This is a genomic window from Peribacillus sp. YIM B13477, from assembly GCF_042787955.1.
Classification (GTDB): domain Bacteria; phylum Bacillota; class Bacilli; order Bacillales; family DSM-1321; genus Peribacillus; species Peribacillus frigoritolerans.
On the sequence record NZ_JBHZPD010000006.1, the window covers coordinates 107,365 to 132,850 of the forward strand.

Consider the following 25,486-nt stretch of genomic DNA (forward strand, 5'->3'; position numbering starts at 1 on the left):
ATCCAAGTGAAAGAATGCTATTATAAGGTTTCCGATTTTCCGTCTTTTGTAAGTTTGTAAAAATTTATATAAATAAACCACTAGATTAATAGAGGTGAAAGCATGAATAATTTTCTTAAAAAAAGCCGGCATTTATTTGCAGATAACATACTAGGCTTTTTCTTTATTGCGGTAGTCTTGTTTTGGATAAAAACTTATATTGGATATCGAATTGAATTTAACTTAGGCCTTGAAAATGGCCTGCAACAGTTCTTACTGTTTATAAATCCGATTAGTTCAGCCATTTTATTCTTTGGCTTGGCACTATTGGCTAGAGGCAGAAAATCGTTTAAATGGATCATCAGGTTGAACCTATTGATGTCCTTATGGTTATTCTTCAATATTGTATATTACCGGTCATTTACCGATTTCATTACATTGCCAACCTTGACGCAAGTGCAAAATGCCGGGGATTTGGGACCGAGTATTTTAGAATTATTTAAAGGCCATGATGTATTTTATTTCCTTGATACGATACTTTTGATCGTATTGTACAGATTCAAAGACTTTAAAGCGGAAGACTTCAAAGTCAAACGCCGTACAGTTGGAATGGTTTACCTAGCGGGACTAGCAATTTTCGCCATCAATTTGGGACTTGCTGAAAAGGATCGCCCGCAATTGTTATCAAGAACATTCGACCGGAACTATATCGTCAAATACTTGGGCATGTTCAACTATACGGTTTATGACGCCGTTCAGAATACTAAAACATACGCCCAGCGTGCGACTGCAAACAGCACGGATATCGCCGAAGTCGTCAACTATACGAAGGCAACAAGCGCTGAGCCGAATCCTAAGTATTTTGGTGCAGCCAAAGGCAAGAATGTCATCTACTTGCATTTGGAATCGATGCAGAATTTCCTTATCGATTATAAGTTGAATGGGGAAGAAGTAACTCCATTTTTGAACTCACTTGCACATGATAAATCAGATTTCATGCACTTTGATAATTTCTTCCATCAAGTAGGCCAAGGGAAAACGGCGGATGCCGAATTCATGCTTGAAAATTCCCTGTTCGGCTTACCACAGGGGGCAGCATTCACAAACCGTTCCCAAAATACGTATCAAGCAGCACCAGCTATTTTAGGACAACAAGGATACACATCCGCTGTGTTCCATGGTAATTACAAATCCTTCTGGAACCGGGATAATATGTATAAGTCTCTTGGTTTTAATCAGTTCTTCGATGCAAACCATTATAATATGGAAAATAAAGAGGAAGTACTAAGTTATGGATTAATGGATAAGCCGTTCTTTAAGGAATCGATTCCAATGTTAGAAACGCTTAAACAGCCTTTCTATACAAAATTCATAACGGTATCCCATCATTTCCCATATGCGATGGACCAGGAAAAAGCAACAATCGGCAAGCATACGACAGGTGATGCTTCCGTTGATAGTTACTTCCAAACTGCACGCTATGCCGATGAGGCGCTTAAAGAGTTTTTCGATTATCTGAAGGAATCCGGTCTATATGATAACTCGGTAATCGTTATGTATGGTGATCATTATGGTATTTCCGAAAACCATAAAGAAGCCATGTCAAAAGTTCTTGGCGAGGATGTTGGCGCATTTGAGAATGCCCAATTGCAACGTGTACCATTATTGATCCATGTTCCAGGTGTTGAAGGTGGGGAAATGCACCAATACGGAGGACAGATTGACCTTCTCCCGACTTTATTGCATCTGTTAGGAATTGAATCTAAAGATTATGTACAATTCGGTTCCGATTTATTGTCAAAAGATCATAATGAAGTGGTACCTTTCAGGAATGGCGATTTTGTAACACCGGAGGTCACTTCCATTAAAGGGAAATACTACGATACTAAAACGGGAGAATTGGTCGAGGAAAATGATGCCATCCTCAATTATAAAACGAGAGCTGAAACGATGCTCAATTTATCCGACCAAGTAGTGAACGGCGACTTACTCCGTTTCTATACTCCAAACGGCTTTAAACCGATTGATCCTGCTGATTATGATTACACATATGATGAAGAAGGTTCTAAGGAAGAAAAGACCGATAAATAAGGCTAATGAAAGAACAGGCAGGAAGCCATCGCTTCCTGCCTGTTTTTTTATGCGTCATCCTTTATTGGTCATCTTGGCAATATACTTTCTGATTTCATCAGGCTTCCCTGCATATTTTTCAGCACGCTGTTCGTCTTTGGCGATTTTATCCTTTGCTTTGACCAGGATTTCTTCACCCTTATCTTTGGGCACGACCACGACCCCATCTATGTCCCCTATGATGATGTCCCCTGGATATACGGTGACACCTCCACATGATATGGGCACATTGGTTTCGCCTACACCTGCCTTGCCGCTTGAGGCAACCGTCGTCCCTTTGCTGAATACAGGGAAATTCAATTCTTTAATGGCTTCAAGGTCGCGAATGACCCCATCGACTACGAGGCCGCCTATTTCCATGGTCTGCATCATGCCGACAACAAAGTCTCCTGCTATTGCCCGGTATGTATCACCCTTGCTGTCAACGACAATTATATCCCCAGGCTTGGCTTCACCGATCGCTTTTAACACGGCTGAATTATCACCGACGGGAATCTTTACGGTCAAAGCTCGTCCGGCCAAACGAAATTCTTCCTTTAAGGGCTTTATTGCCGAATCCAGATTGCTCAACCCTTCCATTGCATCTGAAATCGCCGTGGTAGGCAAATTCCTGAACTGTTGAATAAGATTATCCATGACTATGATTCCTCCTTAAGAGTTAATGAATATAGCCTCATTATACACAAATTTCGTAATTTTCTAATAGTTTTCAGCTTGATAAAATGGTAAGTGTTGTTCACTGTCTGTTACGCCGGTTCATAACCGAACTGCGAATTTTTAAGAAATACAGGCACCCATTTTTTCATTTTTAATAGGATGTGCTTGAAGGAGTGATGACTATGCCATGGCAACAAAAAATTAGCTATTTAATAGGTCAGCCTGTTGGGATTTCATTAACGAATGGACAAGGGACGTCAGGTGTTTTGTGTGGTACTTCAGGTGAAAAGCTTCTTGTTATTGAATATATGTATCAAGCACAATTCGCCTTAAAACAATACGATTTTTATATGATTCAGGATATAAATGCATTTCCGCCCTGTCAGAACACACAACCATTATATTAATGAAAAGACCCATTTTAGAGGGGCTTCAGGCTTTAGATAAACTCGATGAAAATCGAATTTGCCTAAAGTTTTTTTACGGTTTGTACAATTTGAACGTTGCCATTCCAGGTGCCTCCTTGGCGGCTTCTGAGCCAGCGGGTTCTTTCTGGACACGCATTTCCGCAGGAGTCTCGCACACCCGCTCCAATTGTTATTACTCTTAGATAGAACCCTTTTGCCTACAGTCTTCATTGTTTGTTTAAAACTTCAGGTGATTGCTCAACCCTTCCATTGCATCTGAAATCGCCGTGGTGGGCAAATTCCTGAACTGTTGAGTAAACTAATAGTTTTCCGTTTGATAGTATGGTAAATGAGTGTAATCAATATCTGAAGGGGGAGGGAAGCTCAGCTGTCACAAGGGGGTTGAAGTCCAATTCCGTTTTAATCAAACGATTGATTAAACTGTATAGATCATCGCTATGAAGATTGAAATCCTGCATAGATACAGTCCGAGCAATATTAATGGTCGGGCCTCCATGGCAGTTTGATCCGTACAGGAGAACATTCTTCTGAAGCAAGGGTAGAATGCTGGTGCATATCCTCGGTTTTTTCTGATCTGGATGGGGGTGTCAGCGAAGAAATCCTTAACACAGCCAGTGTGCAGGGGATACTTGCAATCTTCAAAGCAGGAGCAGAATCAAGACGGATGTTGCCAATGTAAGCCAAAGGGGGCTGAAAACTTCTGGATGAATGATTAAAAAAATGATTCCTGCAATCGTGGCAGCCTGCTGTATGGTCATATGTCTAATGAAGTGGATTCCAGCTTTAAAACAGGCTTTAAGAAGAGGCATTTGATTCATTTTCATTCCTCCTTTTACTTTCAATAATATGACCAGGCATAAAAGAAAATACATGGGGATTCGTTTTCTGCTCAATTATTACGGGTATAGTAAAGGTAAAATAAAAGGAGGAATCTAGGTGATCATTGTATATATTAGTCTTGCCCTCTTTATCGGATCGATTATTTATTTAGCGTTTTTTGCTTTTAAAACATTTAAGGATTCCAAACCGACAATTGAAAATGTGACTCAAACCGTTACACGCATCCAGGCCAAAACGGACCAGATTAAATCGGAAACGGACCAACTCGCCATGACACAGCAGGAAATCACTGAAGATGTTGAATATAAAAAAGAGGCTGTCCAATATACGGTTGAGGCGGCTAAGGAAATACCTGAACCCTTTAAGAATATTTGGTTTTCAATAAAAGGTGACAAGTGGAAGCTTAGAAACAGAAGCGATGCATAAGTGTTTGACCGATCTGAAATGTACATGATATAGTATGGAAATACTATGTTTCTAGGGTTCCTCGGTTGAATGTTACCGGAATGGTCCAAGAGAAACGCGCAGGAATCTGCGTACACGGAGGGAAAAAAGCCCGGGAGGTTATGAAAGATGACCTCCCGGGCTTTTTCTGTAATTGGAGGGGGAAAAGATGGCTTGGATTCAATTGGTGATTGCAGGATTATTTGAAGTGGTATGGGCGACAAGTCTAAAGTATACCGAGGGTTTTACGAAATTATTACCTTCTATCATAACGATTGCTGGCATGGTTATTAGTTTTTATTTTTTGTCATCGGCGATAAAAACTCTGCCTATGGGAACAGCGTATGCAATCTGGACGGGAATAGGGGCTCTTGGGGCTGTTCTGGTAGGCATCATCGTTTTTAACGAGCCTAAGGATGCGATGCGATTGGTATTCGCCGGTTTTATTTTGGTTGGAATTATCGGCTTGAAGGTCACCTCTTCTGAATAATCTGCCCACTCCTCGCAAATAGTAATGTTAAATGATATTTGAGGAGTGAAGAATATGAACTATAAAGCGATAGTATCAAGTGCAATGATGGCTTTAGTGATTACAGGTTGTGCAACGAATGATAACGAAGACGCCAGTGATAATCTTGGCCTGAATCGCACTCATCAGGATAATTTGGATAATCCGATGAATGTAGGCGACACAAGGCAAAATGTTAATAATGTCAATAATGATAATAATGATAATGGCGTAAACGGTATGAGGGTCTCCGAGGATATCTCAAATCGAGTCGAAGCTTTGAAGGAAGTAAGTAACGCAAATGTCATCGTGACTGAAAATAATGCCTATGTAGGCGCAGTATTAAAAGACGGCGGGGATAAGGATATCTCGAATGACCTTAAAGAAAGGGTTGCTGATGCAGTAAGGGGAGCAGATCCATCTGTAGACCAAGTTTATGTGTCGGCAAATCCGGACTTTGTTCAAAGAATGGATGGGTATGCGAATGATATCGAGAATGGAAAACCCGTTGAAGGATTTGCTGAAGAGTTCCGTGAACTTGTAACACGGATCTTTCCAAGTCCAAGATAATTGGAAAATTAAGAAGTAAAGACCTATCCGGTGGATTCCGGATAGGTCTTTTCCTATTTTAAAGATATCCGTGGAACATGACTAACTTTAAATAGGGTGGTTACAATAATCGAATGAACGAAAAACTTTGTATTGGGGGTGGGATGGTGAGGTTTTTTAAGGACAAGAGGGAAACGGATTCAGCATCCTTTCAGGTTACTTCCAAGGATTTTCAGGAACTCCTTAAAAAGTTTAAAGCATCTAATGATTTTCTTACCTTCCAATTCCCGAATGATGATGGCTATATCATCTCCTACTTCAATTCACTGGTCAGTGTTCAACAGCTCCACGAACAAGTATTGGCGGTCATGTCGAATCAACCAAAGAAGGTCCTTAAGCAACTAAAAGGCGATATTCCGATGGAAGATATGAAATTGACGGCTGATTTAAAAGACATTCAAAGATTGGTTTTGGAAGGATCGATCATGATTCAATACAAGCAAGATGATGAAATGTGTTTGCTCATTCCGTGTGTTCACAGTGTGAAAAGGCAAATTTCCACACCTGAGTCAGAGTATACGGTCGTTGGATCCAAGGAGGCGTTTGTTGAATCGCTTGATTCGAATTTGAATCTGATCCGTAACAGATTGCCCACTCCTGAATTGCAGTCCAAGGAATTTAGGGTCGGGAGCATCTCGCAAACAAGGATAGCGGTACTCTACATAGATGGGGTGGTAAATCAACAGATCATCAAGACGGTCATACAGAGAATAGAAGATATAGAATATGATACGATCGTCGATATTTCGTTCGTAAGCCAGATGATCACGGATAATCGGAATTCGATGTTCCCGCAATTGATTGATACGGAGCGGCCTGATCATCTGGCCAGTGTATTATCGGAAGGGAAAATAGGGATCATGCTGGATGGATCTCCTCATGCATTGGTTGGTCCCAATACCATCATTTCATTCTTCTCGTCATTTGAAGATTATTTTCAAATTTGGAATCTCGGTACTTCATTCCGTTTGATTCGGCTTTTCGCCGTGCTGTTTTCCGTTTTGTCATCACCTCTGTATGTGGCCGTTTTAACCTATCATTATCAAGTGATCCCAACGGATTTGCTGCCAATCTTAATATCATCCAGGGGAGTGATCCCTTTTCCGCCGATCTTGGAAGCGATCGTGCTGGAAGGGACGATCGAATTGCTGAGGGAAGCGGCGGTCAGGCTGCCTGCCAAGGTTGGCTCCACCATCGGCATTGTTGGCGGTATAGTCATCGGTTCAGCCGCTGTGGAAGCGGGATTTGTCAGTAACGTCTTGTTGATGCTTGTCGCTTTGGCTGCCTTGGCTTCATTTACGGTGCCGATTTACCAAATCAGCAATACGATTCGCCTTATCCGCTTTCCCTTTCTAATTGCTGCCCAGTTATACGGGCTGTTTGGAATAGCTTTATGCAGTGCATTCATTTTAAGTCATTTATTGAAATTGACTTCGCTTGGCAGTCCTTATTTAGACCCGCTTTACCCGTTAAGAATTCATGACTTTAAAGATAGTCTGATCCGCCTCCCTTTTTCAAAGCAGAAAAAACGCCCGCAGTTTCTGCGGACGGAAAATCCACTAAGGATAAGGAAAGAGGCGGAAAAACGAAACACCCGTAATGATATCGATGAATAAGGAAGTAGAAAGCGGTGAGAAGGAATGGAAGTCAAACCAAATGAAACAAAACAAATATCTCCATTTTTTGTTTTTTTCCTCATGCCCGGCATGCAGATTGGAGTAGGGATATTGGGGTTTGAACGGATCATAGCGAAAGAGGCTGGCCAAGACGCATGGATATCGGTCCTGATATCAGGGTTGATCATAAATGTTCTGCTTTGGATGTGTTTCAAGCTTTTGGGCAGGGGCCCCCAAACACTTGATTTGGTTGCCATCCACAAGGATTTGTTTGGTAAATGGGTCGGAAATGCTTTCAATATATTATTCATCCTCTACTTTATAATGATTTCCATCATTCTTATCAGGACTTATTTAGAAGTCATTCAGGTTTGGATGTTCCCAGGTGTCAATGTCCTGATGCTGATAACCATCATTCTTATTCTCGTGTATAACTTTGTGGAGGGAGGTTTCAGGGTCATTACCGGTTTTTGCATAATCGGCCTTATAATCGCATCGCCATTATTCCTTTTGAATTATTTCCCTTTGAAGTACGCCCACTTTGAAAATTTGGGTCCTTTGCTTGATCATTCCTTTTTGGAAATCATGAAGGCCTGTAAGAGAATGACCCTGAATTACCTTGGTTTTGAATTAATCCTCATTTATTATCCTTTCATTAAAAATCGCGAAAAATCTCAAAAGTGGGCCCACTTAGGGGCGTTGTTCACTATGGTGATATATGTAGTATCCATACTTGTTTCATTAGCCTACTATCATCAAGAGCAGCTGAAAGATGTAATCTGGGCAACTTTGACGTTATGGAAAATTGTAGACCTTCCATTCATTGAAAGGTTCGAATACATAGGGATTTCCGTTTGGCTGTTCATGGTGCTGCCGAATGTTTGCCTAGGGGTTTGGGCAGCAAGCAGGACAGCGAAAAGAGTATTCGGATTTAGACAAAAAAAGATGATGGTTCTCATTCTGATCATCATCTTGGTTTCCTGCATTTTTTTGGATAACCGCTATAGGATCGATAAGTTTAACACGATCAGTTCGCAAATTGGTTTTTATATCGTTTATTTGTATCTTCCTCTCTTATTCATATGGCAGTCGATCGTCTATAAAGTCAGGGGGCATAAATCATGAAAATCAAACTTCTCTTGATAACATTAGCGAGCTTTTTAATGGCGGCGTGCGGCGTGGAAAAGCAAATATTAGAAGACATATTAATTGCTGAAGTCGTAGGTTATGATGATGCCGGAGACAAGAAAATCAAGGGTACGGTCGTGGTCAGCGTTCCCCAGCCTGGGGAGGAAGCAGATCTGGGTAAAGAAGTATATGAAGCGGACTCCCATGATATAAAGGCGGCCCGCCAGCAGGAAAATGCAAAAACACCATACCCGATTGTCGGCGGGAGACTGACAGTCACTCTATATGGTGAGGAATTGGCAAGTAAGGGATTGAATGATTATGTCGATACATATAGGCGTGATCCAATGGTGGGAAGGGATTTGTATTTAGCGGTCGTTCATGGCAAAGCGGAGGATGTAGTTAAAATGGAGCCGAAGTTGATTAAAACTCCAGGGGTTCAAGTGAAGGAGCTGATCGAACAGAATATAAGGACCAATTTGCCTGATGCAGACCTTCACAGGTATTTATATGCGTGTCATGGTATCGGGATCGATCCGGTCTTGCCCTTATTGGAAACTACAGGAGATCAAATACGGGTAAGGGGAATCGCCTTGTTTAAAAAGGATCGTTATATTGGTAAATATATACCTTATGAAGAAGGCTTCTTATATAAGGTCCTTAGTGAAAATTTTAAGCTGGGGAGTTATGAAATTAAATGGAAGGAAAATGACTTTACCGATATCAATAACGTGGAGTCACGTGTCCATTATCATATTTCGAATGCCAATCAAGACCCTAAGGTCAGGATTGAAGTGAAAATGAAAGCGAGTCTGCTAGAGGTCCAAGGCTATGACTTGGGCAAAGAGGTCGACCTGAATAAAATAGAGGCAAGGGCCGAGCGGGTCATTGGTAAAAAATTAAATGAGATGGTAACCATGTTTCAGGAGAACCATATAGATCCGCTTGCACTCGGTGATCATGCTAAAAGTAAAACAAGAAATTTTAATCAAAAGCATTGGGAGGAGACATATCCCGATATTCCAATCGAGGTCGATCTGGATATTGAAATGATTCAAACGGGAATAGCTGAATAAAAGTAGAATATTCTGGAGTTTCCCCCTTTATAATAGGGTATTGGTGTAAGGATTGTGTCAATGCGGCTAAAAAGGGGGAAAAGCATGGACAAAGCATGGTGGAAAGAGGCAGTTGTGTATCAAGTGTATCCAAGGAGTTTTATGGATAGTGATGGCGATGGTATTGGTGATATAAACGGGATTTTGATGAAGCTCGATTATTTACAAGAGCTGGGTGTGAACGTGATATGGCTATCCCCAGTTTATCAATCTCCCAATGATGACAATGGGTACGATATCAGTGATTATAAAGCAATCATGACTGAATTCGGGACCATGGCTGATTTCGATAGGTTGTTGAAGGCCGTTCATGAACGTGGAATGAAGATCATGATGGACCTCGTTGTCAATCATTCTTCAGATGAACATCCATGGTTCGAGGAATCCCGTTCCTCAAAAGATAATCCGAAACGTGATTATTATATTTGGAAACCTGGCAGGAATGGAAAAGAGCCAAATAATTGGGAGTCGATTTTTAAAGGTTCAGCATGGGAATATGATGAAGCAACCGATGAATATTATTTACATTTATTCAGCAGGAAACAACCGGATTTAAACTGGGAAAATCCTAAGCTCCGTGAAGAAATCTACAGCATCATGACTTGGTGGCTGGATAAGGGTGTCGATGGTTTCCGGATGGATGTCATCAACTTCCTTTCAAAAGATCAAAGCTATTCAGATGGAGCCGTCCAGCATGAAAAGCAGTATGGTGATGGAAGCCCCTTTTTCCTGAATGGCCCGCGCATACATGAGTTTTTGCAGGAAATCAATCAACGGGCCCTTTCTGGACATGACGTGATTACGGTTGGGGAGATGCCAGGCGTCACGCCGGAGGAAGCGCAGTTGTTCACAGGTAAAGATCGTGGTGAGCTACATATGGTCTTTCAATTCGAACATATGGATTTGGGGAAGGGGCCAGAAGGGAAATGGAGTAACGATAAATGGAAGCTAACCGATTTAAAGCGAATCCTCTCTAAGTGGCAGACTGGTTTGGAGAGGGATGGCTGGAACAGTTTATACTGGAACAACCATGATCAGCCCCGGGTTGTCTCAAGGTTTGGTAATGATGGAAAGTATCGTATTGAAAGCGCAAAGATGCTTGCCGCTTGTCTTCATATGCTGCAAGGTACACCTTATATATATCAAGGGGAAGAGCTGGGAATGACCAATGTTGCATTTGAAAGCATCGATGAATACCGGGATATCGAAACATTGAATTCATATGACGAACTCGTCCATTCTCATGGCTGGTCAAAAGAGCGGATGATGTCAGCCATCCACGCCCGCAGCCGGGATAATGCGAGGACACCGATTCAGTGGAATGACTCCCGGAACGCAGGATTCACGAAAGGGACCCCTTGGATTAAGGTTAATCCCAATTTTCCCGAGATTAATGCAGAAAAGGCTTACAATGATCCGAATTCCATTTTTCATTTTTATAAAAAGCTTATCCAACTGCGCAAGGAACATGATATCGTCGTTTATGGCCGTTTTGAACTGCTGTTGCCGGATGATGAACGAATATTTGCGTACACGAGATCGTTTGAGGAAGAGAAGCTATTGGTGCTATGCAACTTTAAAGAAGAGCAGGCCGCTTATACTTTGCCTGAAGAGCTGCATGCATATTCTGCCACAAAGCTGATCGGCAATTATGGTCAGGAGGAAGAAGGAATCTCCAGCAAACCCCTGCAACCATATGAATGCCGTGTTTATCATTTGAAATGAAAAAAGGACCTGTCCTTCTCAGGTTAGGGAAGAACAGGTCCTTTGCGTATTATTTTGATTTAAGGTCACATTCCTCGAGCGGAATGATTTTCGTTTTATGCTTAATTTTATAACCGAACCATAGGACGAAAAATAGAATCAAGCCAATGTAGGAAACGAACATTGAATTCCAGTCGATCCCATCGCTGCTGAACGCTTGATAGCCTTGTCCGATGATAATGATAATACAAAGGACAAGCGCGAATATAGGTCCGAATGGGAAGCCTTTTGCCCGGAATGGTAAAGCATTCATATCAAGGCCTTGAGCTGCATAAGCTTTGCGGAACCGATAATGGGCAATCGCAATCCCTACCCAAGTGACGAATCCTGCCATGCCTGAAGCGTTCAATAACCAGATATAAACGACGCCGTCCCCGAAAAATGAAGCTAAGAATGCAACGCAGCCAACTAAGGAAGTCACGATAAGTGCATTCACGGGCACTCCTCTTTTATCTAACTTGCCTAGGAATTTCGGTGCTTTCCCATCACGTGCCAAGTCCCATAACATACGGGTTGAAGCATACATGCCAGAGTTACCGGCAGAGAGTACGGATGATAAAATGATCGCGTTCATGATGGATGCAGCAAATGCAAGGCCGGCCCGTTCAAATACAAGCGTGAATGGACTTACGGCAACATCTTGACTCAATAAACGTGAATCCGTAAACGGAATGATCATTCCAATAACGAAAATTGCAAGGATATAGAACAAGAGGATGCGCCAGAAAACGGATCTGATTGCTTTAGGGATATTTTTTTCTGGATCTTCACTTTCACCAGCAGTCACTCCAAGCAATTCCGTACCTTGGAATGAAAAGCCGGCAGCCATGAATACGCCTAGAATCGTGAAGAACCCTCCGTTAAAGGGACCTTCGCCCATTGTGAAATTGGAAAAACCGATTGGGTCTTTCCCACCCATGATTCCAAGAATGATCAGAACACCCGTAATCAAGAAAATGACGACTGTCACGACCTTGATCATGGCAAACCAGAATTCTGTTTCCCCGAAACCTTTAACTGACATGTAATTGATAAGAAACATAGTGATTAACGCAATGGCACTCCAGATAAATGAAGGGCTATCAGGGAACCAGAACTTCATAATTAAGACAACGGCTGCCAATTCGGCGGCAATGGTGATTGCCCAGTTATACCAGTAGTTCCAACCAATCGCAAAACCGAAAGACGGATCGACGAATTTGGATGCATAGACACGGAACGAACCGGCCACTGGCATGAACGCCGCCATTTCTGCAAGACTTGTCATTAAGTAATAAACCATGATGCCGATGACCGCGTATGCCACCAAGGCACCGCCGGGACCGGCTGAATGAATGGCACCGCCACTTGCTAAAAATAAACCTGTTCCAATCGTTCCACCTAATGAAATCATCATTAAATGACGCGCTTTCAGGCTCCTTTTCAATTCAGTAGGGCTTGATGCTGATTGTGAATTTGACAATTGATGTTACACTCCTTTTTATTGGAAGGGAACGAAAAATAAAAAAACAGCAGTCGAAAAAGATCGACGGCTGTTTATAATAAACCCGTTTATCCTTCCGAAGATAGCTCCCCACGCTTTTTTGAAAAAACGTGACAGTGGTGTTCCTGTTCGGTAACACCGCCAGCGAGAATATACATGGAATATACCCTAACTTCGGCAACTTATCCTTTCAAACGGAGTCTTTAATTTTCCAGAATCTCGTCCGTTTTACTTTTATAAGATGCAGCCTCTAACTCATCGGTAAATGAGGAAGTATTCAATTTTCTAAAATCGTTGGCGTCAGTTTGTAGGTGACGTCGTACGACTGTACTCATGAATTTCATGCAATCGCTAATAGATTGCTAGTAATTGAGTAAACTTTACTATATCAAAATTATAAAATAACTTCTGGGATATCGCAATGATTATTTTATGTGGTTATTTTTTCCTAGTTAATGAATGATGGCAGTAAGGAAGAATCAAGTGACGATATATTAAAATATAGCACATCCTGATAACTAAACGGTTTTTCTTTTTATTAGGGCATAGTCCAGTTTTACATGTTTGACCTCTTCAGGATTCTCAAAGAGATCCACTGCCATTTTCCCGATCCATTCCAGCGGTAAGGAAATGGTCGTGATGTCGAGCATTTCGCCAAGGCTATCATTATTGAAGCCGAGAATGGCCACATCTTCCGGTACCCTTATACCCGATTTCTTAGCGGTAAGAATGAAGCCCGCCGCCGTGTCATCATTCGTGATGATGATGGCTTCAGGTTTATCCATCATCGAATTCCATTCCTGAAACAATTGTTCACCGTCTTTGATATGATAACTGCCTTCAAACAGCCATTCTTTATTGTTTATCAATTGATGTTTACTCATGATATCGTTAAAGGCCTTTGTACGATGGGAACTGTTTCTGCTCTTTTTACGGCCGAGGCTGTATCCGATTTTCTTATATCCTTTAGTAATCACGTACTCAAGGGCACAGGAGAAAGCTGCATAATGATCAATGCTGATGGATGAGAATTCAGCCTGGGCGGTATCTTCACATAAAATAATCGGTCCGTATTTTTGATAATCCAAGAGGATTTTCATTTCCGAAATCCTTGAACAAACGATAATGCCATCGAGCTGCTTCATTTGCAGCATATTAAAAGCCTGGATCTCTTTCTCCCTGTCATAATTTGTTTGAAAGATGACGATATGACAGCCGATTGCATTTGCCTGTTTTGTGATTCCGTTAACGATTGCCCCGTAATATGGGTGATTGTTGAAGGGGATGATGACGCCGATAAGGTTGGTTTTCCCTTTTGAAAGATGGATCGCGTTGATGTTTCTCGTATAATTCAAACGATTGATCGCTTCTAGGACGCTCTTTCTTTTATCGGGGCTTACATAAGGATGATCATTCAATACACGAGACACTGTTGAGACAGATACACCAGCACATTGAGCTATTTCTTTAATATTTGTCATGGTATCACCGTTTTTCTTTTTTTATATTGTACTGTATGAAACCCATTTCAGGGCAAGGGAACAGTGGGGACTGCTGAAGATTTCTTGAAATAGGGTCTTGTTATGGTATTGGTTTCATCCTTTAAGATTGGTCTAAGTCTTAGAGGAGGAGGAAATCAAGATGTTCCAAACTTTAATCACCCTGTTTTTGCTTTGCGGAATCGAATTGGGATTTGCGTACTTGGCCATTTCCTTGAAACAGGAGAAATGAGTGGCAATGCCCGTCAAGAAGTCCGCGACTTTACGCGTGGAAACCGCGTTTACTCGTGAATTTCACGTCGTCCAGAAATAGCTCCCCCTAGTTATGTTCACCAGTAAAACTCCACAATATAAATATAATTTCATCATACGGAATGACTGACTGTCAGAAGCTGCCTAGTGGAGCTTCCTGACAGTTTTTGCTGTGTGTAAAAGTCATTCGCCTTTTTGAAATGTTTAAAAATAGTTGCACTTTTTTTGTATATTTGTGTATAGTATAAAATAAGTTGTGTAGAGGAAACTTTTTAGCATTTACGACAATGTAAAAAAATTTACACTTAGTTTTGCACATGGCAAACTATTTTAGAAAGATGAAAAAGGGAGGGAATATGGATGGGTTTTCTTAAATCTATTGGAGGCGTGCTTGCTGCATTGCTGGTTTTAACGGGGTGCGGCAATGATACGGCCGAAAGTGATAATGGCAATGGCAAGTTGGATGTCGTTACAACAACGGGAATGATTGGGGATTTGGTTGAGAATATCGGCGGTAAACATGTCGAGGTCACAAGTTTAATGGGACCGGGAGTCGACCCCCATCTATATAAAGCGACGCAGGGTGATGTGAAGACATTGGATTCGGCTGATATGATTTTTTATAACGGACTGCATCTTGAAGGGAAAATGACGGATATATTTGAAATGATGAGCAAGGATAAACCGACGATTGCCGTAACGGAAGACTTCAAGGAGAACCAACTTCGCAAAGTGGGTGCATCTGAGCATGATCCCCACGTATGGTTTGATGTAAAGCTTTGGATCGTTGCGGCGGAGGCAGTTAAGAAAGAATTGATTGCCAAGGACCCGGACAATGAAGCGGAGTATCGTGAAAATTATGAGGAGTACGTTGTGCAATTGGAGGAACTTGATAAATATGTCCATGAGGAAATCGATAAAGTGCCAGAAGACCAACGGGTGCTCGTTACGGCACATGATGCTTTTGGGTACTACGGGCAGTCATATGGCCTGGACGTAAGAGGGCTCCAAGGGATCAATACATTATCGGAATATGGATCGAAAGATGTGACGGATATGCGGAACTATCTTGTGGAGAACAAAATAAAAGCGATTTTCATAGAGTCAAGCGTACCGAGGAAGGCTATCGAGGCTGTCATTCAAGGAGCAGGTAAGCAGGGCCACAAAGTGGAAATCGGCGGTGAATTGTTCTCGGATGCCATGGGTGAAAGAGGGACGGAAGAAGGAACGTATATCGGAATGGTCCGTCATAACACGGACACCATCGTCCGTGCTTTGAAATAGGGGGGAGAAACTATGAATCAAGCAGCTTTGAAGGTCGAGAATTTAACGATTGCTTATCATAAGAAGCCGGTTGTCGAAGATGTCTCGTTTGAGGTGCCGGAAGGGAATTTAATCGGAATCATAGGCCCCAATGGAGCAGGGAAGTCCACTTTGATAAAGGGGATACTCGAATTGATCCCGAAAATATCGGGGCACATCACGATCAAGGGCTCTACTTATAAATCGATGAGGAAGAGCATCGGCTATGTACCACAGCGGGAGTCAGTGGATTGGGATTTTCCGACCAACGCACTTGATGTCGTGATGATGGGCAGATATGGTCATCTCGGATGGCTGAGGCGACCAGGGAAGTCCGAAAGGCAGAAGGGGATGGAGTGCCTGGAGAAGGTGGGGATGGCTGAATACGCAAACCGCCAGATCAGCCAGCTATCAGGCGGACAGCAGCAACGGATATTCCTGGCCCGTGCATTGGCACAGGAAGCGGATATTTATTTTATGGATGAACCGTTCGTAGGGGTGGATGCCGCAACAGAGAAAGCGATCATACAATTGCTGATGGAATTGAAGGAAAAAGGCAAAACCGTTCTGGTTGTGCACCATGACCTATCCACCGTGAAGGAATATTTCGACTGGACGATGTTATTGAATAAGAAGGTGATGAAAATAGGTCCGACAGAAGAAGTGTTCATTCCCGAATACCTACAGGCAACATATGGAGGCCGCCTAGCGATACTATCAGACACAAAGTCCGGCCTTTTATTAAAATGAGGTGTACACGATGAATATAATGGACATTATCACCGATCCAAATACAAGGTGGATATTGCTTGGCACGATGTTCCTCGGATTAAGCAGCGGGGTCATCGGCAGCTTTGCCTACCTCAGAAAGCAGTCTTTGCTTGGCGACACGCTCGCACATGCAGCGCTACCCGGTATCTGTGTCGCCTTCATGTTAACTGGAGTGAAATCCACTTCCTACTTTTTGATAGGTGCCGCCCTGGCTGGCTTAGTCGCTGTCTTCTTGATCAGTGTGCTTACGAGATACAGTAAGATCAAGCAGGATGCGGCCTTGGGAATCGTCTTATCTTCTTTCTTTGGTTTCGGAATTGTGATGCTTACGCAAATCCAGCAGAGCGAGTATGGAAACCAGAGTGGATTGGATACCTTTTTATTCGGACAGACGGCGTCAATGGTCATGTCCGATGTATATATGATGATGACGGTTTCCTTCATTCTCATTTTCACTTGTACCGTATTTTTTAAAGAATTCAAATTACTGTCCTTTGATCCCGGGTTTGCTAAGGGGATGGGATTGCCGGTGGTTTTTCTGGATTATTTCATCATGATGCTGATCGTGGCAGCTGTAGTGATCGGTATCCAGGCTGTAGGCGTCGTATTGATGGCATCTTTACTGATAACGCCTGCGGTATCAGCGAGATATTGGACGGAGCGCCTGCATATCATGGTCATCCTGTCTGGTATATTCGGAATGTTGAGCGGTGTGTCTGGAACGTTGATCAGTACATCTGTCAATGATTTGCCGACAGGACCGTTAATTGTCTTATCCGCGACGGTATGGTTTTTCTTTTCCATGCTTTTTGCACCTAAACGCGGAGTGCTTTCATCTATATGGAGAAGGGTTTCGACGAAAAAGAAATATTCTCTCGAACAGGATAGAAGGAAAGGGAGCCACTCATCATGAATGATTTTTGGATTATCTTAGTCGGAGCATTAGTGGCGGGTTCTTGCAGTGTATTGGGGTGTTTTTTGATAGTCAGGAAAATGACGTTGATTGGGGATGCAATCAGTCATTCCGTTTTGCCGGGAATCGTATTGGCATTTTTAATAACCGGAACCCGTGATTCGGTTCCAATGCTGATCGGGGCTGCTGCGCTCGGCTTGCTTACCGTGTTCTTGATCCAGCTTTTCCAATCGTCGGGCGTTCAATCCGACGCTGCTATCGGGATTGTATTCACGTCCCTTTTTGCAACGGGGATCGTACTTGTGAGCTTGTACACGCAACAAATAGATTTTGACCTGGAACATGTCCTTTATGGGGAAATAGCCTATACCCCGTGGAACACGATGACAATCGGGGGAATCGAGGCTGGACCAAAAGCTGTTTGGATAGTCGGCAGTTGTTTTATCCTGAACCTCATAATGATTTTCCTTTTCTTCAAACAGTTTAAACTCGTTTCATTTGATCCAGCACTTGCTGCCGCGATGGGAATTCCTGTACTGTTCTTTCATTACTTATTGATGAGCCTCATTTCACTGACAACTGTTGCTTCTTTTGATAGTGTAGGTTCCATTTTAGTAGTTGGAATGCTCATCATACCTGCGGCAACGGCCTATCTGCTGTCAGACCGTTTAAGCCGCATGATATTGGTCAGTATCGGGGTCGGGGTGCTAAGTTCCGTCATCGGCTACTATTCAGCCACCATTTTGGATGCCTCGATATCAGGTTGCATGGTGGGTTCGGCCGCCATATTATTCGGATTGGCCTTTCTCTTCTCCCCAGGCAATGGATTGGTCAGCCTATTGCTGAAACGGAGAAAATCAAAGGAATCACACGCATAGCTCCCATGCCTGCAGGCTTCATGGAAATAACTCCATGAAGCCTGTAAACTATTCTTCTATATAGTTGTGATTTTATTTGTTTAAAGTATAATGAATAAGTGTATTTATAGATGTATCGCAGGAGCCTTTTTAAGGGAGAGTTTAGTATGGAAGAACAAAATAAATTTTCATCTCGAATAGATTTTTCTTTGGTCACAATATTGCTGTTATTATGCGTTGGAAGCTGCCTGGCAATCTATAGTGCCCAAACGACTGGACAGTACGCTGAAAACTTCTTAATAAAACAAATTTTTTGGTATATAGTGGGGATAGGAATCGTATTAGGGTTCATCACATTGGATTCAGACCAGTTGAAGAAAATCTCTTGGTACGCTTATGGCTTCGGATTATTTTTACTTTTTTTGCTGATCATTATGCCGGAAAGCATCGTTCCTGTCCGGAATGGTGCGAAAAGTTGGTTCATCATTCCGGGAATCGGTTCGATTCAGCCATCGGAATTCATGAAGGTTTTCCTGATCCTGGCTTTAGCGAATGTCATATCGAACCATCATCTCAAAAACACGCTGAAAACGATTCAAACGGATATCTGGCTGCTTATTAAAATCGGTCTTGTGACCGGTGCCCCTTTATTGTTAATCATGCAACAGCCGGATTTGGGCACCTCGCTTGTCATCATGTCAATCATGCTCGGAATGATTTTCATATCAGGGGTAACATGGAAGATCCTGCTGCCGATCGTTTCGGGAGGAATTGTCGTCGCTTCCACGGTCCTGTACTTTGTACTTTGGAAGCCGGAAATCCTGGAAAAATACCTAGGGGTAAAATCTTATCAATTCGGCCGTATCTATTCTTGGCTGGATCCATATAATTATGCCAGCTCCGAAGGGTATCACTTAACCAAATCCTTACTGGCCATCGGCTCCGGCCAGACCACAGGCAAGGGAATCGGTTCAAGGGAAGTGTATTTGCCCGAGAGTCATTCGGATTTCATTTTCAGCATCATCGGTGAAGAATTCGGCTTCATCGGATCAAGCATCATCATTTCCTTGTTTTTCCTATTGATTTACCACATAACAAAAACGGGAATGGACACGAAAAATAACTTCTATACATATATCTGTGTGGGCGTTATAAGCATGTTGACGTTCCACGTTTTTCAAAATATCGGCATGACTGTAGGCCTTTTGCCAATTACGGGGATTCCGCTTCCATTTGTCAGTTATGGAGGAAGCTCGCTCATGGGGAACATGATGGCGATGGGCTTAATATTCAGCATTCGGTATCACTATAAGAAGTATATGTTTTCCACGGATATCTAATAATAAAGCCGGCCCCCGATGGGCCGGCTTTATTTGTAGCAAAAAAACAAAAGGAGCAGAATCCCCCCCCTGAATGTTTGTTTATTGAATGTTCGTTCCAGATGGAAATTGATTTTTATAACCGGAAAATTGTTGATGCGATTGGCTTAAGCTGGAAGCTTGCGCCTTTTCTAAACTATACCAGCCTTTTTCGAACATAAGGTTATAGAGTTCACGCTGCATCTCCTGATTTTCTTTGGAAATGGAGAAAATGTCTTGGAATAATGCTTGATTGCTCATTTCATGCAGGGCAACGGAAAGGGAGTTACAAAAGTACTTTTCAGTTGTGAGCATATCATTTATAAAATCCCTGTCATTCATTTGCGGTGTTTTTGCCACGGGAGATTCAGGGTTTTGGACTTTGTTTTCATTGGGCATCAAGAACCCTCCTTTATTGATATTGTTGTTGACTCTGATTTTGGTCCGGGTTCAAATGTTTCAAAATGGTATCGTAATGGCGTTGATGCATGAGTCCGCACCGATTTAACGCTTCAATGATTTGCGGGTCCTTACATTGCGTGGCAAAAAAATGTGCCTTTTTAACCGCATTCAGATTCCATGCAAGCATATCGGTTAAGTATAAGCTATCTTTCACCGAAACCATCTCCGGCGGCTGTTTCATAAAGCCGGTCGACTGCTGTTGGCTATTAAACGAATTTTGCTGTTCCATCATTCTACCTCCTCATGTGTTCTTTAATCGGGCTTAATTTTCCCTTCATGAAATTTTTTATTCTTGATTCTAAATATCTGAAAAATGAATTAAATGGTAAAATAATCTTGTGCATCTATTTTCCAAAATGATTTGGAGGGGAATGCAGATGGAAAGGATTTTGAAAAATCTATTCCTTTTTTTATCAAAGAATAAAGCTATGACACAGGCAGCGAAAAAATACGGGCTGCGGTTTGGTGCATCTCGCTTCGTGGCAGGAGAATCCTTGGATATGGCATGTGATGTGATTGCTGAACTTAACCGGAAGGGGCTTGCTGTCACCATTGATTATTTGGGTGAATTCATTGAAGATGAACAAGAAGCAGGGAAGATGGCAGAAGAGTGCATCGAAGCCATCCGGATGATTGGCACAAATGAACTGGATTCACAGTTATCCCTGAAGCTGACCTCGATGGGCTTGGATGTGTCCGAACAAGTCGTAATGAATAACATGCGGAGAATCTTGGATGAAGCTAGAGCCCATCGTGTTTTCGTGACGCTTGATATGGAAGATTTTCCGCGCTGTCAGCCGACTTTGGATGTATTCAAAACCCTTAAGGCTGAATATAATGAATTGGGGACTGTCATTCAAGCTTATCTGTATCGTACTGAGAGGGATATTGAAGAGCTGGATGCATACGATCCGAATTTAAGACTTGTTAAAGGGGCTTATAAAGAACCAAGGGACGTGGCTTTTCCTGAAAAAAAAGATGTGGATGAGAATTTCAAGAAAATCATCAAGAAGCATATGCAAAATGGAAATTACACAGCCGTTGCCACACATGATGATAATATCATTGATTATACGAGGGACCTAGTCAAAGATCAGGGAATACCCCGGGATTCATTTGAATTTCAAATGTTATATGGCATCCGCACTGAAAAGCAGCTTGAACTTGCTAAAGAAGGATATAAGGTAAGGGTGTATGTTCCTTATGGTACGGATTGGTATGGATATTTCATGCGCCGCCTTGCGGAGAGGCCAGCCAATATTGCTTTCGTTTTAAAAGGCCTATTCAAGAAATAGGAAGCGAGAGCCGCCCCGGAAAAGGGACGGCTGCTCAAATCAAGAAGGATTATCTTTTGAACTGATTGTTCTGGCTGTTCACTTTATTGATTCCATGTTGACGTTCAGCGCCAGGGCCGGCATTGCCTTTAACACTTGCTGCGCTCACGGCTGCTTTAGAAGGATTATCTTTACGCTTCATTATATAAGTCACCTCCTGCCCGGTTATTTTTTACTGAACGGAGGAGAAATAACCGAAAGAATGCAGAGAAAAAAATATATTTTTTCCTGTTTAATCATTGCGGAATTTCCAAATATATTCTATATTAGTAATAAGAAAAAATATTCAAAATTTTTTTGAATTAAAAATGAATGAACATTCATTCAATAAATTGTGTAAGGGGGATATAAACTTGGTTCGACAAATACGAAAGGCTGCTGTTCTAGGGTCAGGAGTTATGGGATCAGGGATTGCTGCACACCTTGCTAACATCGGCATTCCGACTTTATTATTGGATATTGTACCTCGTGAACTCACTGAGGATGAAAAGAAAAAGGGACTGACATTAGATAATAAACAAGTGCGTAACCGCATCAGCCAAACGGCGATTACGAAACTTTTAAAACAGAAACCAGCTCCGCTTTCGGCTAAGGGAAACATCGCGTTGATCGAGGCTGGAAACCTGGAAGATGATATAAGTCGTTTAAAGGATGTCGATTGGATCATCGAAGTGGTCGTTGAGAAGCTTGAGGTTAAGCAAAATGTATTCGCCCAGGTTGATCAGCATCGTAAACCAGGAAGCATCGTTTCATCGAATACATCCGGAATTTCAATCGAAGCGATGGCAGAAGGACGTTCGGAGGACTTTCAAAAGCACTTCCTGGGAACTCACTTCTTCAATCCGCCGCGTTATCTTAAATTGTTGGAAATCATCCCTACTAAGGCAACTTCACCAGAAGTGCTTGAATATATGAAACGATTTGGCGAAGATGTTCTTGGAAAAGGTGTTGTCGAAGCCAAGGATACCCCCAACTTCATCGCAAACCGCATTGGAACTTATGGTTTATTGGTCACTTTGCGGGAAATGCAAAAAGGCGGATACAGTGTCGGTGAGGTCGATTCGGTTACAGGTCCGTTGATTGGAAGGGCAACTAGCGCGACTTTCCGGACACTTGACGTCGTTGGATTGGATACCTTTGCACATGTTGCCAGAAACGTTTATGACCAGGTGGACGGAGAAGAAAAAGAAGTTTTCAAGATACCTGATTTCATGAATGAAATGCTTAAGAATGGGTGGCTTGGAAGCAAGTCAGGACAAGGATTCTTCTTGAAAAAAGGTAAGGAAATCCTTGAACTGAATCCCGAAACCCTTGAATATGCTGCACGAAAAAGATTAAAAACGCCTTCCATCGAAATGGCTAAACAGGCCAAGGGCTTGGATAATAAAATGAAAGCGCTTGTTTATAGTGAAGACCGTGCCGGCCAATTGCTATGGAATGTTTTGAATCCGGCGCTTGTGTATTCTGCCCAGCTGCTTGGGGACATCGCGGATGACATTGTGGCGATCGATCAAGCGATGAAATGGGGATTTGGATGGTCCACAGGCCCATTTGAAACCTGGGATGCGATAGGGGTAGAAAAATCGGCAGCCCGAATGGAAGCGGAAGGCATCACCGTTCCGCAATGGGTGAAGGATATGCTCGCTAAAGGCATCACGTCATTCTATAAAGAAGAAAATGGCATAGTTCACTATTATGATAATGGTGAATATAAAGAGCTTGTCGAAAATTCTAAAGTGATCAATCTTAAAGCGATCAAGAAGCAAAAAGGCGTAATCAAGAAAAACAGTGGCGCAAGCTTGATCGATATCGGCGATGGAGTGGCTCTGCTTGAATTCACTTCGCCGAATAATGCAATCGGTCTGGATATCATACAAATGATCAATGCCGCGGTTGACGAAGCGGAAACGAATTTTAAAGGCCTGGTCATCGGAAACCAAGGAAAGAATTTCTGTGTCGGCGCTAATATTGCAATGATGCTTATGGAAGCGCAGGATGACAATATTTTTGAACTCGATATGGTCATCAGCCAATTCCAACAGGCGATGCTTAAAATTAAGTACAGTGCAGTTCCTGTAGTGGTTGCCCCGTTTAATATGACACTTGGCGGGGGTGCTGAAGTGTCCCTTCCGGCAGCGCGCATCCAGGCAACGACTGAAACGTATATGGGACTAGTGGAACCTGGTGTCGGCTTGATCCCAGGCGGCGGCGGGACTAAAGAACTTTATGTGAAGACGTTGAGGAATATGCCGAAGGGCGTTGACTTCGACTTACAGAAAGTGGCCAACCAAGTATTTGAAACGGTCGCCATGGCAAAAGTTTCGACCTCAGCCGAGGAAGCGAGGGGGAATAATTTCCTTAATTCAGCTGATGGAATAAGCGTGAATGCAGATCATCAGCTTTATGATGCGAAACAGGCGGTACTTTCCATGCATGAACAAGGCTATACCGCTCCAGCCCGCACAAAGATCCCTGTCGTAGGTGAAACTGGATATGCCGCACTGCTATTAGGGGCGGAATCCATGCGCCTTTCAGGATTTTTATCTGAACATGACCTTGTCATAGCCAAAGAGCTGGCATACGTCCTGGCAGGGGGGAAACTCCCATTTGGCACGGAAGTAGATGAACAGTATATCTTGAACCTGGAAAAACAGGCATTCCTAAAACTGATTTCGACTCCGAAATCCCAGGCAAGGATGCAGCACATGCTCGTTAAAGGTAAACCACTCCGTAATTGATGAATAGATGAAGATATGGCCAAAACGAGATCAATAGATCGATAGCTTAAAAATGAGTAAGGGGGATCCTCATGAAAGAAGCGGTAATAGTAGCTGGAGCAAGGACTCCGGTAGGAAGAGCGAAAAAAGGTTCTCTTGCTAGTGTACGTCCTGATGATTTAGGGGCTCTTGTCGTAAAGGAAACGTTAAAGCGTGCAGGGAATTATGAAGGAACGATAGATGACCTGATTATCGGTTGTGCAATGCCTGAAGCGGAACAAGGATTGAACATGGCGCGTAACATTGGAGCATTGGCAGGATTGCCTTATACAGTACCGGCCATAACGATTAATCGTTATTGTTCAAGCGGGCTGCAAAGTATCGCATATGGAGCGGAAAGGATCATGCTCGGCCAAAGTGATACAGTCATTGCAGGCGGGGCGGAATCCATGAGCCTTTTGCCAATGATGGGCCATGTAACACGTCCGAACGCGAGACTTGCGGAAACGGCACCGGAATATTATATGGGGATGGGTCACACTGCTGAGGCCGTTGCCAAAAAATACGGCATTTCCCGTGACGAGCAAGATGCATTTTCTGTTAGAAGTCATCAGAAGGCGGCTAAGGCCATTGCAGAAGGAAAGTTTTCCGATGAAATCGTACCGGTTGACGTTACCCTTCGTTCAGTGGGGCCAGATCTTAAGTTAAAGGAAAATTCATTTACTTTTACACAGGATGAGGGCGTTCGTCCAGGAACGACTGCTGAAGTGCTGAAAAAATTAAGACCTGCATTCTCCGTTACGGGATCCGTAACAGCAGGGAATTCATCACAGACGAGTGATGGTGCAGCCGCGGTCATGGTCATGGACGGGGAAAAGGCTTCTTCCTTAGGGATGAAACCGATGGGTAAGTTCCGTTCCTTTGCTGTAGCAGGAGTACCGCCTGAAATTATGGGTATCGGACCGATTGCAGCCATACCTAAAGCCTTGAAGCTAGCGGGTCTTGAATTATCGGATATTGGTTTATTTGAATTGAATGAAGCATTTGCTTCCCAATCCATTCAAATCATTCGTGAGCTCGGATTGAATGAAGAGATTGTCAATGTAAATGGCGGAGCCATCGCTTTAGGCCATCCACTAGGATGTTCGGGAGCGAAATTGACATTAAGCCTGCTTCATGAAATGAAGCGCAGGAACCAACAGTTCGGAGTCGTGACAATGTGTATCGGCGGCGGGATGGGTGCTGCCGGAGTGTTTGAATTAATGGCGTAATCCAAACCCTTCCGGAAGCTGTCATGCTTCCGGCGGGTTACTATCTTAA

Annotated in this window: 24 protein-coding genes and 2 riboswitches; of the genes, 17 read left to right on the forward strand and 7 right to left on the reverse strand. The window is 42.8% G+C overall.

Translation table 11 applies throughout. From position 1 onward, the window contains the following. Window positions 1-102: 102 nt before the first annotated feature. The gene (ltaS, locus tag ACFX4H_RS18180; RefSeq protein WP_072272276.1) at window positions 103-2,070 is read left to right on the forward strand and encodes a lipoteichoic acid synthase; all 1,968 of its coding nucleotides are present in this window, start codon (window positions 103-105) and stop codon (window positions 2,068-2,070) included. Between the two features lie 54 nt (window positions 2,071-2,124). On the opposite strand, the gene ACFX4H_RS18185 is transcribed toward ltaS, so the two are convergent. After that, window positions 2,125-2,745 carry an RraA family protein gene (locus ACFX4H_RS18185; protein WP_377435983.1) on the reverse strand — a complete coding sequence of 207 codons (621 nt, stop codon included), beginning with the start codon at window positions 2,743-2,745 and terminating at the stop codon, window positions 2,125-2,127. Between the two features lie 203 nt (window positions 2,746-2,948). On the opposite strand from ACFX4H_RS18185, the gene ACFX4H_RS18190 reads away from it, so the two are divergent. Next, entirely contained in the window at window positions 2,949-3,173 is a 225-nt protein-coding gene (locus tag ACFX4H_RS18190; protein WP_072272278.1) for a hypothetical protein, read from the forward strand. 659 nt (window positions 3,174-3,832) lie between these two features. Here the strand turns inward: ACFX4H_RS18190 and ACFX4H_RS18195 are convergent. Beyond that, complete coding sequence (locus ACFX4H_RS18195) at window positions 3,833-4,012, reverse strand: hypothetical protein (RefSeq protein ID WP_034310080.1); 180 nt, start codon at window positions 4,010-4,012, stop codon at window positions 3,833-3,835. Window positions 4,013-4,130: 118 nt separating this feature from the next. Here ACFX4H_RS18195 and ACFX4H_RS18200 point away from each other — a divergent pair, with 118 nt between their 5' ends. The 7 genes from ACFX4H_RS18200 to ACFX4H_RS18230 all read left to right on the forward strand — a co-directional run bounded on the left by ACFX4H_RS18200 (window position 4,131) and on the right by ACFX4H_RS18230 (window position 11,179). Then, window positions 4,131-4,460, forward strand: coding sequence for a DUF948 domain-containing protein (locus ACFX4H_RS18200; protein WP_063574734.1), 330 nt, complete (start codon window positions 4,131-4,133; stop codon window positions 4,458-4,460). A gap of 40 nt (window positions 4,461-4,500) precedes the next feature. Continuing rightward, window positions 4,501-4,599, forward strand: a riboswitch (guanidine-I (ykkC/yxkD leader). 48 nt (window positions 4,600-4,647) lie between these two features. Beyond that, entirely contained in the window at window positions 4,648-4,968 is a 321-nt protein-coding gene (gene sugE / locus ACFX4H_RS18205; protein WP_034310082.1) for a quaternary ammonium compound efflux SMR transporter SugE, read from the forward strand. A 54-nt stretch (window positions 4,969-5,022) separates the two neighbouring features. Then, complete coding sequence (locus ACFX4H_RS18210) at window positions 5,023-5,556, forward strand: YhcN/YlaJ family sporulation lipoprotein (RefSeq protein WP_377435984.1); 534 nt, start codon at window positions 5,023-5,025, stop codon at window positions 5,554-5,556. Between the two features lie 143 nt (window positions 5,557-5,699). Further along, window positions 5,700-7,211, forward strand: a complete 1,512-nt coding sequence (locus tag ACFX4H_RS18215; RefSeq protein WP_048688155.1) for a spore germination protein — start codon at window positions 5,700-5,702, stop codon at window positions 7,209-7,211. 24 nt (window positions 7,212-7,235) lie between these two features. After that, entirely contained in the window at window positions 7,236-8,336 is a 1,101-nt protein-coding gene (locus tag ACFX4H_RS18220; protein ID WP_377435985.1) for a GerAB/ArcD/ProY family transporter, read from the forward strand. Next, the gene (locus ACFX4H_RS18225; protein ID WP_377435986.1) at window positions 8,333-9,415 is read left to right on the forward strand and encodes a Ger(x)C family spore germination protein; all 1,083 of its coding nucleotides are present in this window, start codon (window positions 8,333-8,335) and stop codon (window positions 9,413-9,415) included. Before ACFX4H_RS18220 ends, ACFX4H_RS18225 begins: the two co-directional genes overlap by 4 nt. A gap of 84 nt (window positions 9,416-9,499) precedes the next feature. Beyond that, the gene (locus ACFX4H_RS18230; protein WP_377435987.1) at window positions 9,500-11,179 is read left to right on the forward strand and encodes a glycoside hydrolase family 13 protein; all 1,680 of its coding nucleotides are present in this window, start codon (window positions 9,500-9,502) and stop codon (window positions 11,177-11,179) included. A 49-nt stretch (window positions 11,180-11,228) separates the two neighbouring features. Here the strand turns inward: ACFX4H_RS18230 and ACFX4H_RS18235 are convergent, their stop codons facing one another. Both ACFX4H_RS18235 and ACFX4H_RS18240 read right to left on the reverse strand, forming a co-directional pair. Continuing rightward, a complete protein-coding gene (locus ACFX4H_RS18235; RefSeq protein ID WP_249598375.1) occupies window positions 11,229-12,680 on the reverse strand; it encodes an amino acid permease in 1,452 nt (483 codons plus the stop codon). Window positions 12,681-12,776: 96 nt separating this feature from the next. Then, window positions 12,777-12,962: riboswitch (Lysine riboswitch) on the reverse strand. Between the two features lie 257 nt (window positions 12,963-13,219). Then, entirely contained in the window at window positions 13,220-14,182 is a 963-nt protein-coding gene (locus tag ACFX4H_RS18240; RefSeq protein ID WP_241636522.1) for a LacI family DNA-binding transcriptional regulator, read from the reverse strand. 630 nt (window positions 14,183-14,812) lie between these two features. Between ACFX4H_RS18240 and ACFX4H_RS18245 the strand changes: the two genes are divergently transcribed. The 5 genes from ACFX4H_RS18245 (at window position 14,813) to ACFX4H_RS18265 (ending at window position 19,635) form a co-directional block, all read left to right on the forward strand. Next, a complete protein-coding gene (locus ACFX4H_RS18245) occupies window positions 14,813-15,736 on the forward strand; it encodes a metal ABC transporter solute-binding protein, Zn/Mn family (RefSeq protein WP_283866737.1) in 924 nt (307 codons plus the stop codon). Window positions 15,737-15,748: 12 nt separating this feature from the next. Further along, window positions 15,749-16,504, forward strand: coding sequence for a metal ABC transporter ATP-binding protein (locus tag ACFX4H_RS18250; protein ID WP_034310095.1), 756 nt, complete (start codon window positions 15,749-15,751; stop codon window positions 16,502-16,504). A 10-nt stretch (window positions 16,505-16,514) separates the two neighbouring features. Then, window positions 16,515-17,438, forward strand: coding sequence for a metal ABC transporter permease (locus ACFX4H_RS18255; protein ID WP_127777710.1), 924 nt, complete (start codon window positions 16,515-16,517; stop codon window positions 17,436-17,438). Beyond that, window positions 17,435-18,316 (forward strand): metal ABC transporter permease, encoded by an 882-nt coding sequence (locus ACFX4H_RS18260; RefSeq protein ID WP_283866736.1) that lies wholly within the window; start codon window positions 17,435-17,437, stop codon window positions 18,314-18,316. Before ACFX4H_RS18255 ends, ACFX4H_RS18260 begins: the two co-directional genes overlap by 4 nt. 146 nt (window positions 18,317-18,462) lie before the next feature. After that, window positions 18,463-19,635 (forward strand): FtsW/RodA/SpoVE family cell cycle protein, encoded by a 1,173-nt coding sequence (locus tag ACFX4H_RS18265; RefSeq protein ID WP_048688186.1) that lies wholly within the window; start codon window positions 18,463-18,465, stop codon window positions 19,633-19,635. Window positions 19,636-19,716: 81 nt separating this feature from the next. Here the strand turns inward: ACFX4H_RS18265 and ACFX4H_RS18270 are convergent, their stop codons facing one another. Next, entirely contained in the window at window positions 19,717-20,052 is a 336-nt protein-coding gene (locus tag ACFX4H_RS18270) for a spore coat protein (RefSeq protein ID WP_063574745.1), read from the reverse strand. 13 nt (window positions 20,053-20,065) lie between these two features. Continuing rightward, window positions 20,066-20,344: a hypothetical protein gene (locus ACFX4H_RS18275; RefSeq protein WP_377436038.1), complete on the reverse strand. Its 279-nt coding sequence runs from the start codon at window positions 20,342-20,344 to the stop codon at window positions 20,066-20,068. Window positions 20,345-20,492: 148 nt separating this feature from the next. Between ACFX4H_RS18275 and ACFX4H_RS18280 the strand changes: the two genes are divergently transcribed. Further along, entirely contained in the window at window positions 20,493-21,410 is a 918-nt protein-coding gene (locus ACFX4H_RS18280) for a proline dehydrogenase (RefSeq protein WP_323602459.1), read from the forward strand. A gap of 49 nt (window positions 21,411-21,459) precedes the next feature. Here ACFX4H_RS18280 and ACFX4H_RS18285 read toward each other — a convergent pair whose 3' ends face one another. Beyond that, a complete protein-coding gene (locus tag ACFX4H_RS18285; protein ID WP_072273724.1) occupies window positions 21,460-21,594 on the reverse strand; it encodes a YuzL family protein in 135 nt (44 codons plus the stop codon). A gap of 163 nt (window positions 21,595-21,757) precedes the next feature. Between ACFX4H_RS18285 and ACFX4H_RS18290 the strand changes: the two genes are divergently transcribed. Both ACFX4H_RS18290 and ACFX4H_RS18295 read left to right on the forward strand, forming a co-directional pair. Continuing rightward, entirely contained in the window at window positions 21,758-24,187 is a 2,430-nt protein-coding gene (locus ACFX4H_RS18290; protein WP_377435988.1) for a 3-hydroxyacyl-CoA dehydrogenase/enoyl-CoA hydratase family protein, read from the forward strand. Window positions 24,188-24,258: 71 nt separating this feature from the next. Continuing rightward, window positions 24,259-25,437, forward strand: a complete 1,179-nt coding sequence (locus ACFX4H_RS18295; protein WP_328137809.1) for an acetyl-CoA C-acetyltransferase — start codon at window positions 24,259-24,261, stop codon at window positions 25,435-25,437. Window positions 25,438-25,486: the final 49 nt, after the last annotated feature.

Bases quoted from the DNA above. Each gene is read 5' to 3' on its own strand.
- ltaS (WP_072272276.1), top strand. From the start codon at position 103: ATGAATAATTTTCTTAAAAAAAGCCGGCATTTATTTGCAGATAACATA.
- ACFX4H_RS18185 (WP_377435983.1), bottom strand. From the start codon at position 2,745: ATGGATAATCTTATTCAACAGTTCAGGAATTTGCCTACCACGGCGATT.
- ACFX4H_RS18190 (WP_072272278.1), top strand. From the start codon at position 2,949: ATGCCATGGCAACAAAAAATTAGCTATTTAATAGGTCAGCCTGTTGGG.
- ACFX4H_RS18195 (WP_034310080.1), bottom strand. From the start codon at position 4,012: ATGAATCAAATGCCTCTTCTTAAAGCCTGTTTTAAAGCTGGAATCCAC.
- sugE (WP_034310082.1), top strand. From the start codon at position 4,648: ATGGCTTGGATTCAATTGGTGATTGCAGGATTATTTGAAGTGGTATGG.
- ACFX4H_RS18210 (WP_377435984.1), top strand. From the start codon at position 5,023: ATGAACTATAAAGCGATAGTATCAAGTGCAATGATGGCTTTAGTGATT.
- ACFX4H_RS18215 (WP_048688155.1), top strand. From the start codon at position 5,700: ATGGTGAGGTTTTTTAAGGACAAGAGGGAAACGGATTCAGCATCCTTT.
- ACFX4H_RS18220 (WP_377435985.1), top strand. From the start codon at position 7,236: ATGGAAGTCAAACCAAATGAAACAAAACAAATATCTCCATTTTTTGTT.
- ACFX4H_RS18225 (WP_377435986.1), top strand. From the start codon at position 8,333: ATGAAAATCAAACTTCTCTTGATAACATTAGCGAGCTTTTTAATGGCG.
- ACFX4H_RS18230 (WP_377435987.1), top strand. From the start codon at position 9,500: ATGGACAAAGCATGGTGGAAAGAGGCAGTTGTGTATCAAGTGTATCCA.
- ACFX4H_RS18240 (WP_241636522.1), bottom strand. From the start codon at position 14,182: ATGACAAATATTAAAGAAATAGCTCAATGTGCTGGTGTATCTGTCTCA.
- ACFX4H_RS18245 (WP_283866737.1), top strand. From the start codon at position 14,813: ATGGGTTTTCTTAAATCTATTGGAGGCGTGCTTGCTGCATTGCTGGTT.
- ACFX4H_RS18250 (WP_034310095.1), top strand. From the start codon at position 15,749: ATGAATCAAGCAGCTTTGAAGGTCGAGAATTTAACGATTGCTTATCAT.
- ACFX4H_RS18255 (WP_127777710.1), top strand. From the start codon at position 16,515: ATGAATATAATGGACATTATCACCGATCCAAATACAAGGTGGATATTG.
- ACFX4H_RS18260 (WP_283866736.1), top strand. From the start codon at position 17,435: ATGAATGATTTTTGGATTATCTTAGTCGGAGCATTAGTGGCGGGTTCT.
- ACFX4H_RS18265 (WP_048688186.1), top strand. From the start codon at position 18,463: ATGGAAGAACAAAATAAATTTTCATCTCGAATAGATTTTTCTTTGGTC.
- ACFX4H_RS18270 (WP_063574745.1), bottom strand. From the start codon at position 20,052: ATGCCCAATGAAAACAAAGTCCAAAACCCTGAATCTCCCGTGGCAAAA.
- ACFX4H_RS18275 (WP_377436038.1), bottom strand. From the start codon at position 20,344: ATGGAACAGCAAAATTCGTTTAATAGCCAACAGCAGTCGACCGGCTTT.
- ACFX4H_RS18280 (WP_323602459.1), top strand. From the start codon at position 20,493: ATGGAAAGGATTTTGAAAAATCTATTCCTTTTTTTATCAAAGAATAAA.
- ACFX4H_RS18290 (WP_377435988.1), top strand. From the start codon at position 21,758: ATGAATGAACATTCATTCAATAAATTGTGTAAGGGGGATATAAACTTG.
- ACFX4H_RS18295 (WP_328137809.1), top strand. From the start codon at position 24,259: ATGAAAGAAGCGGTAATAGTAGCTGGAGCAAGGACTCCGGTAGGAAGA.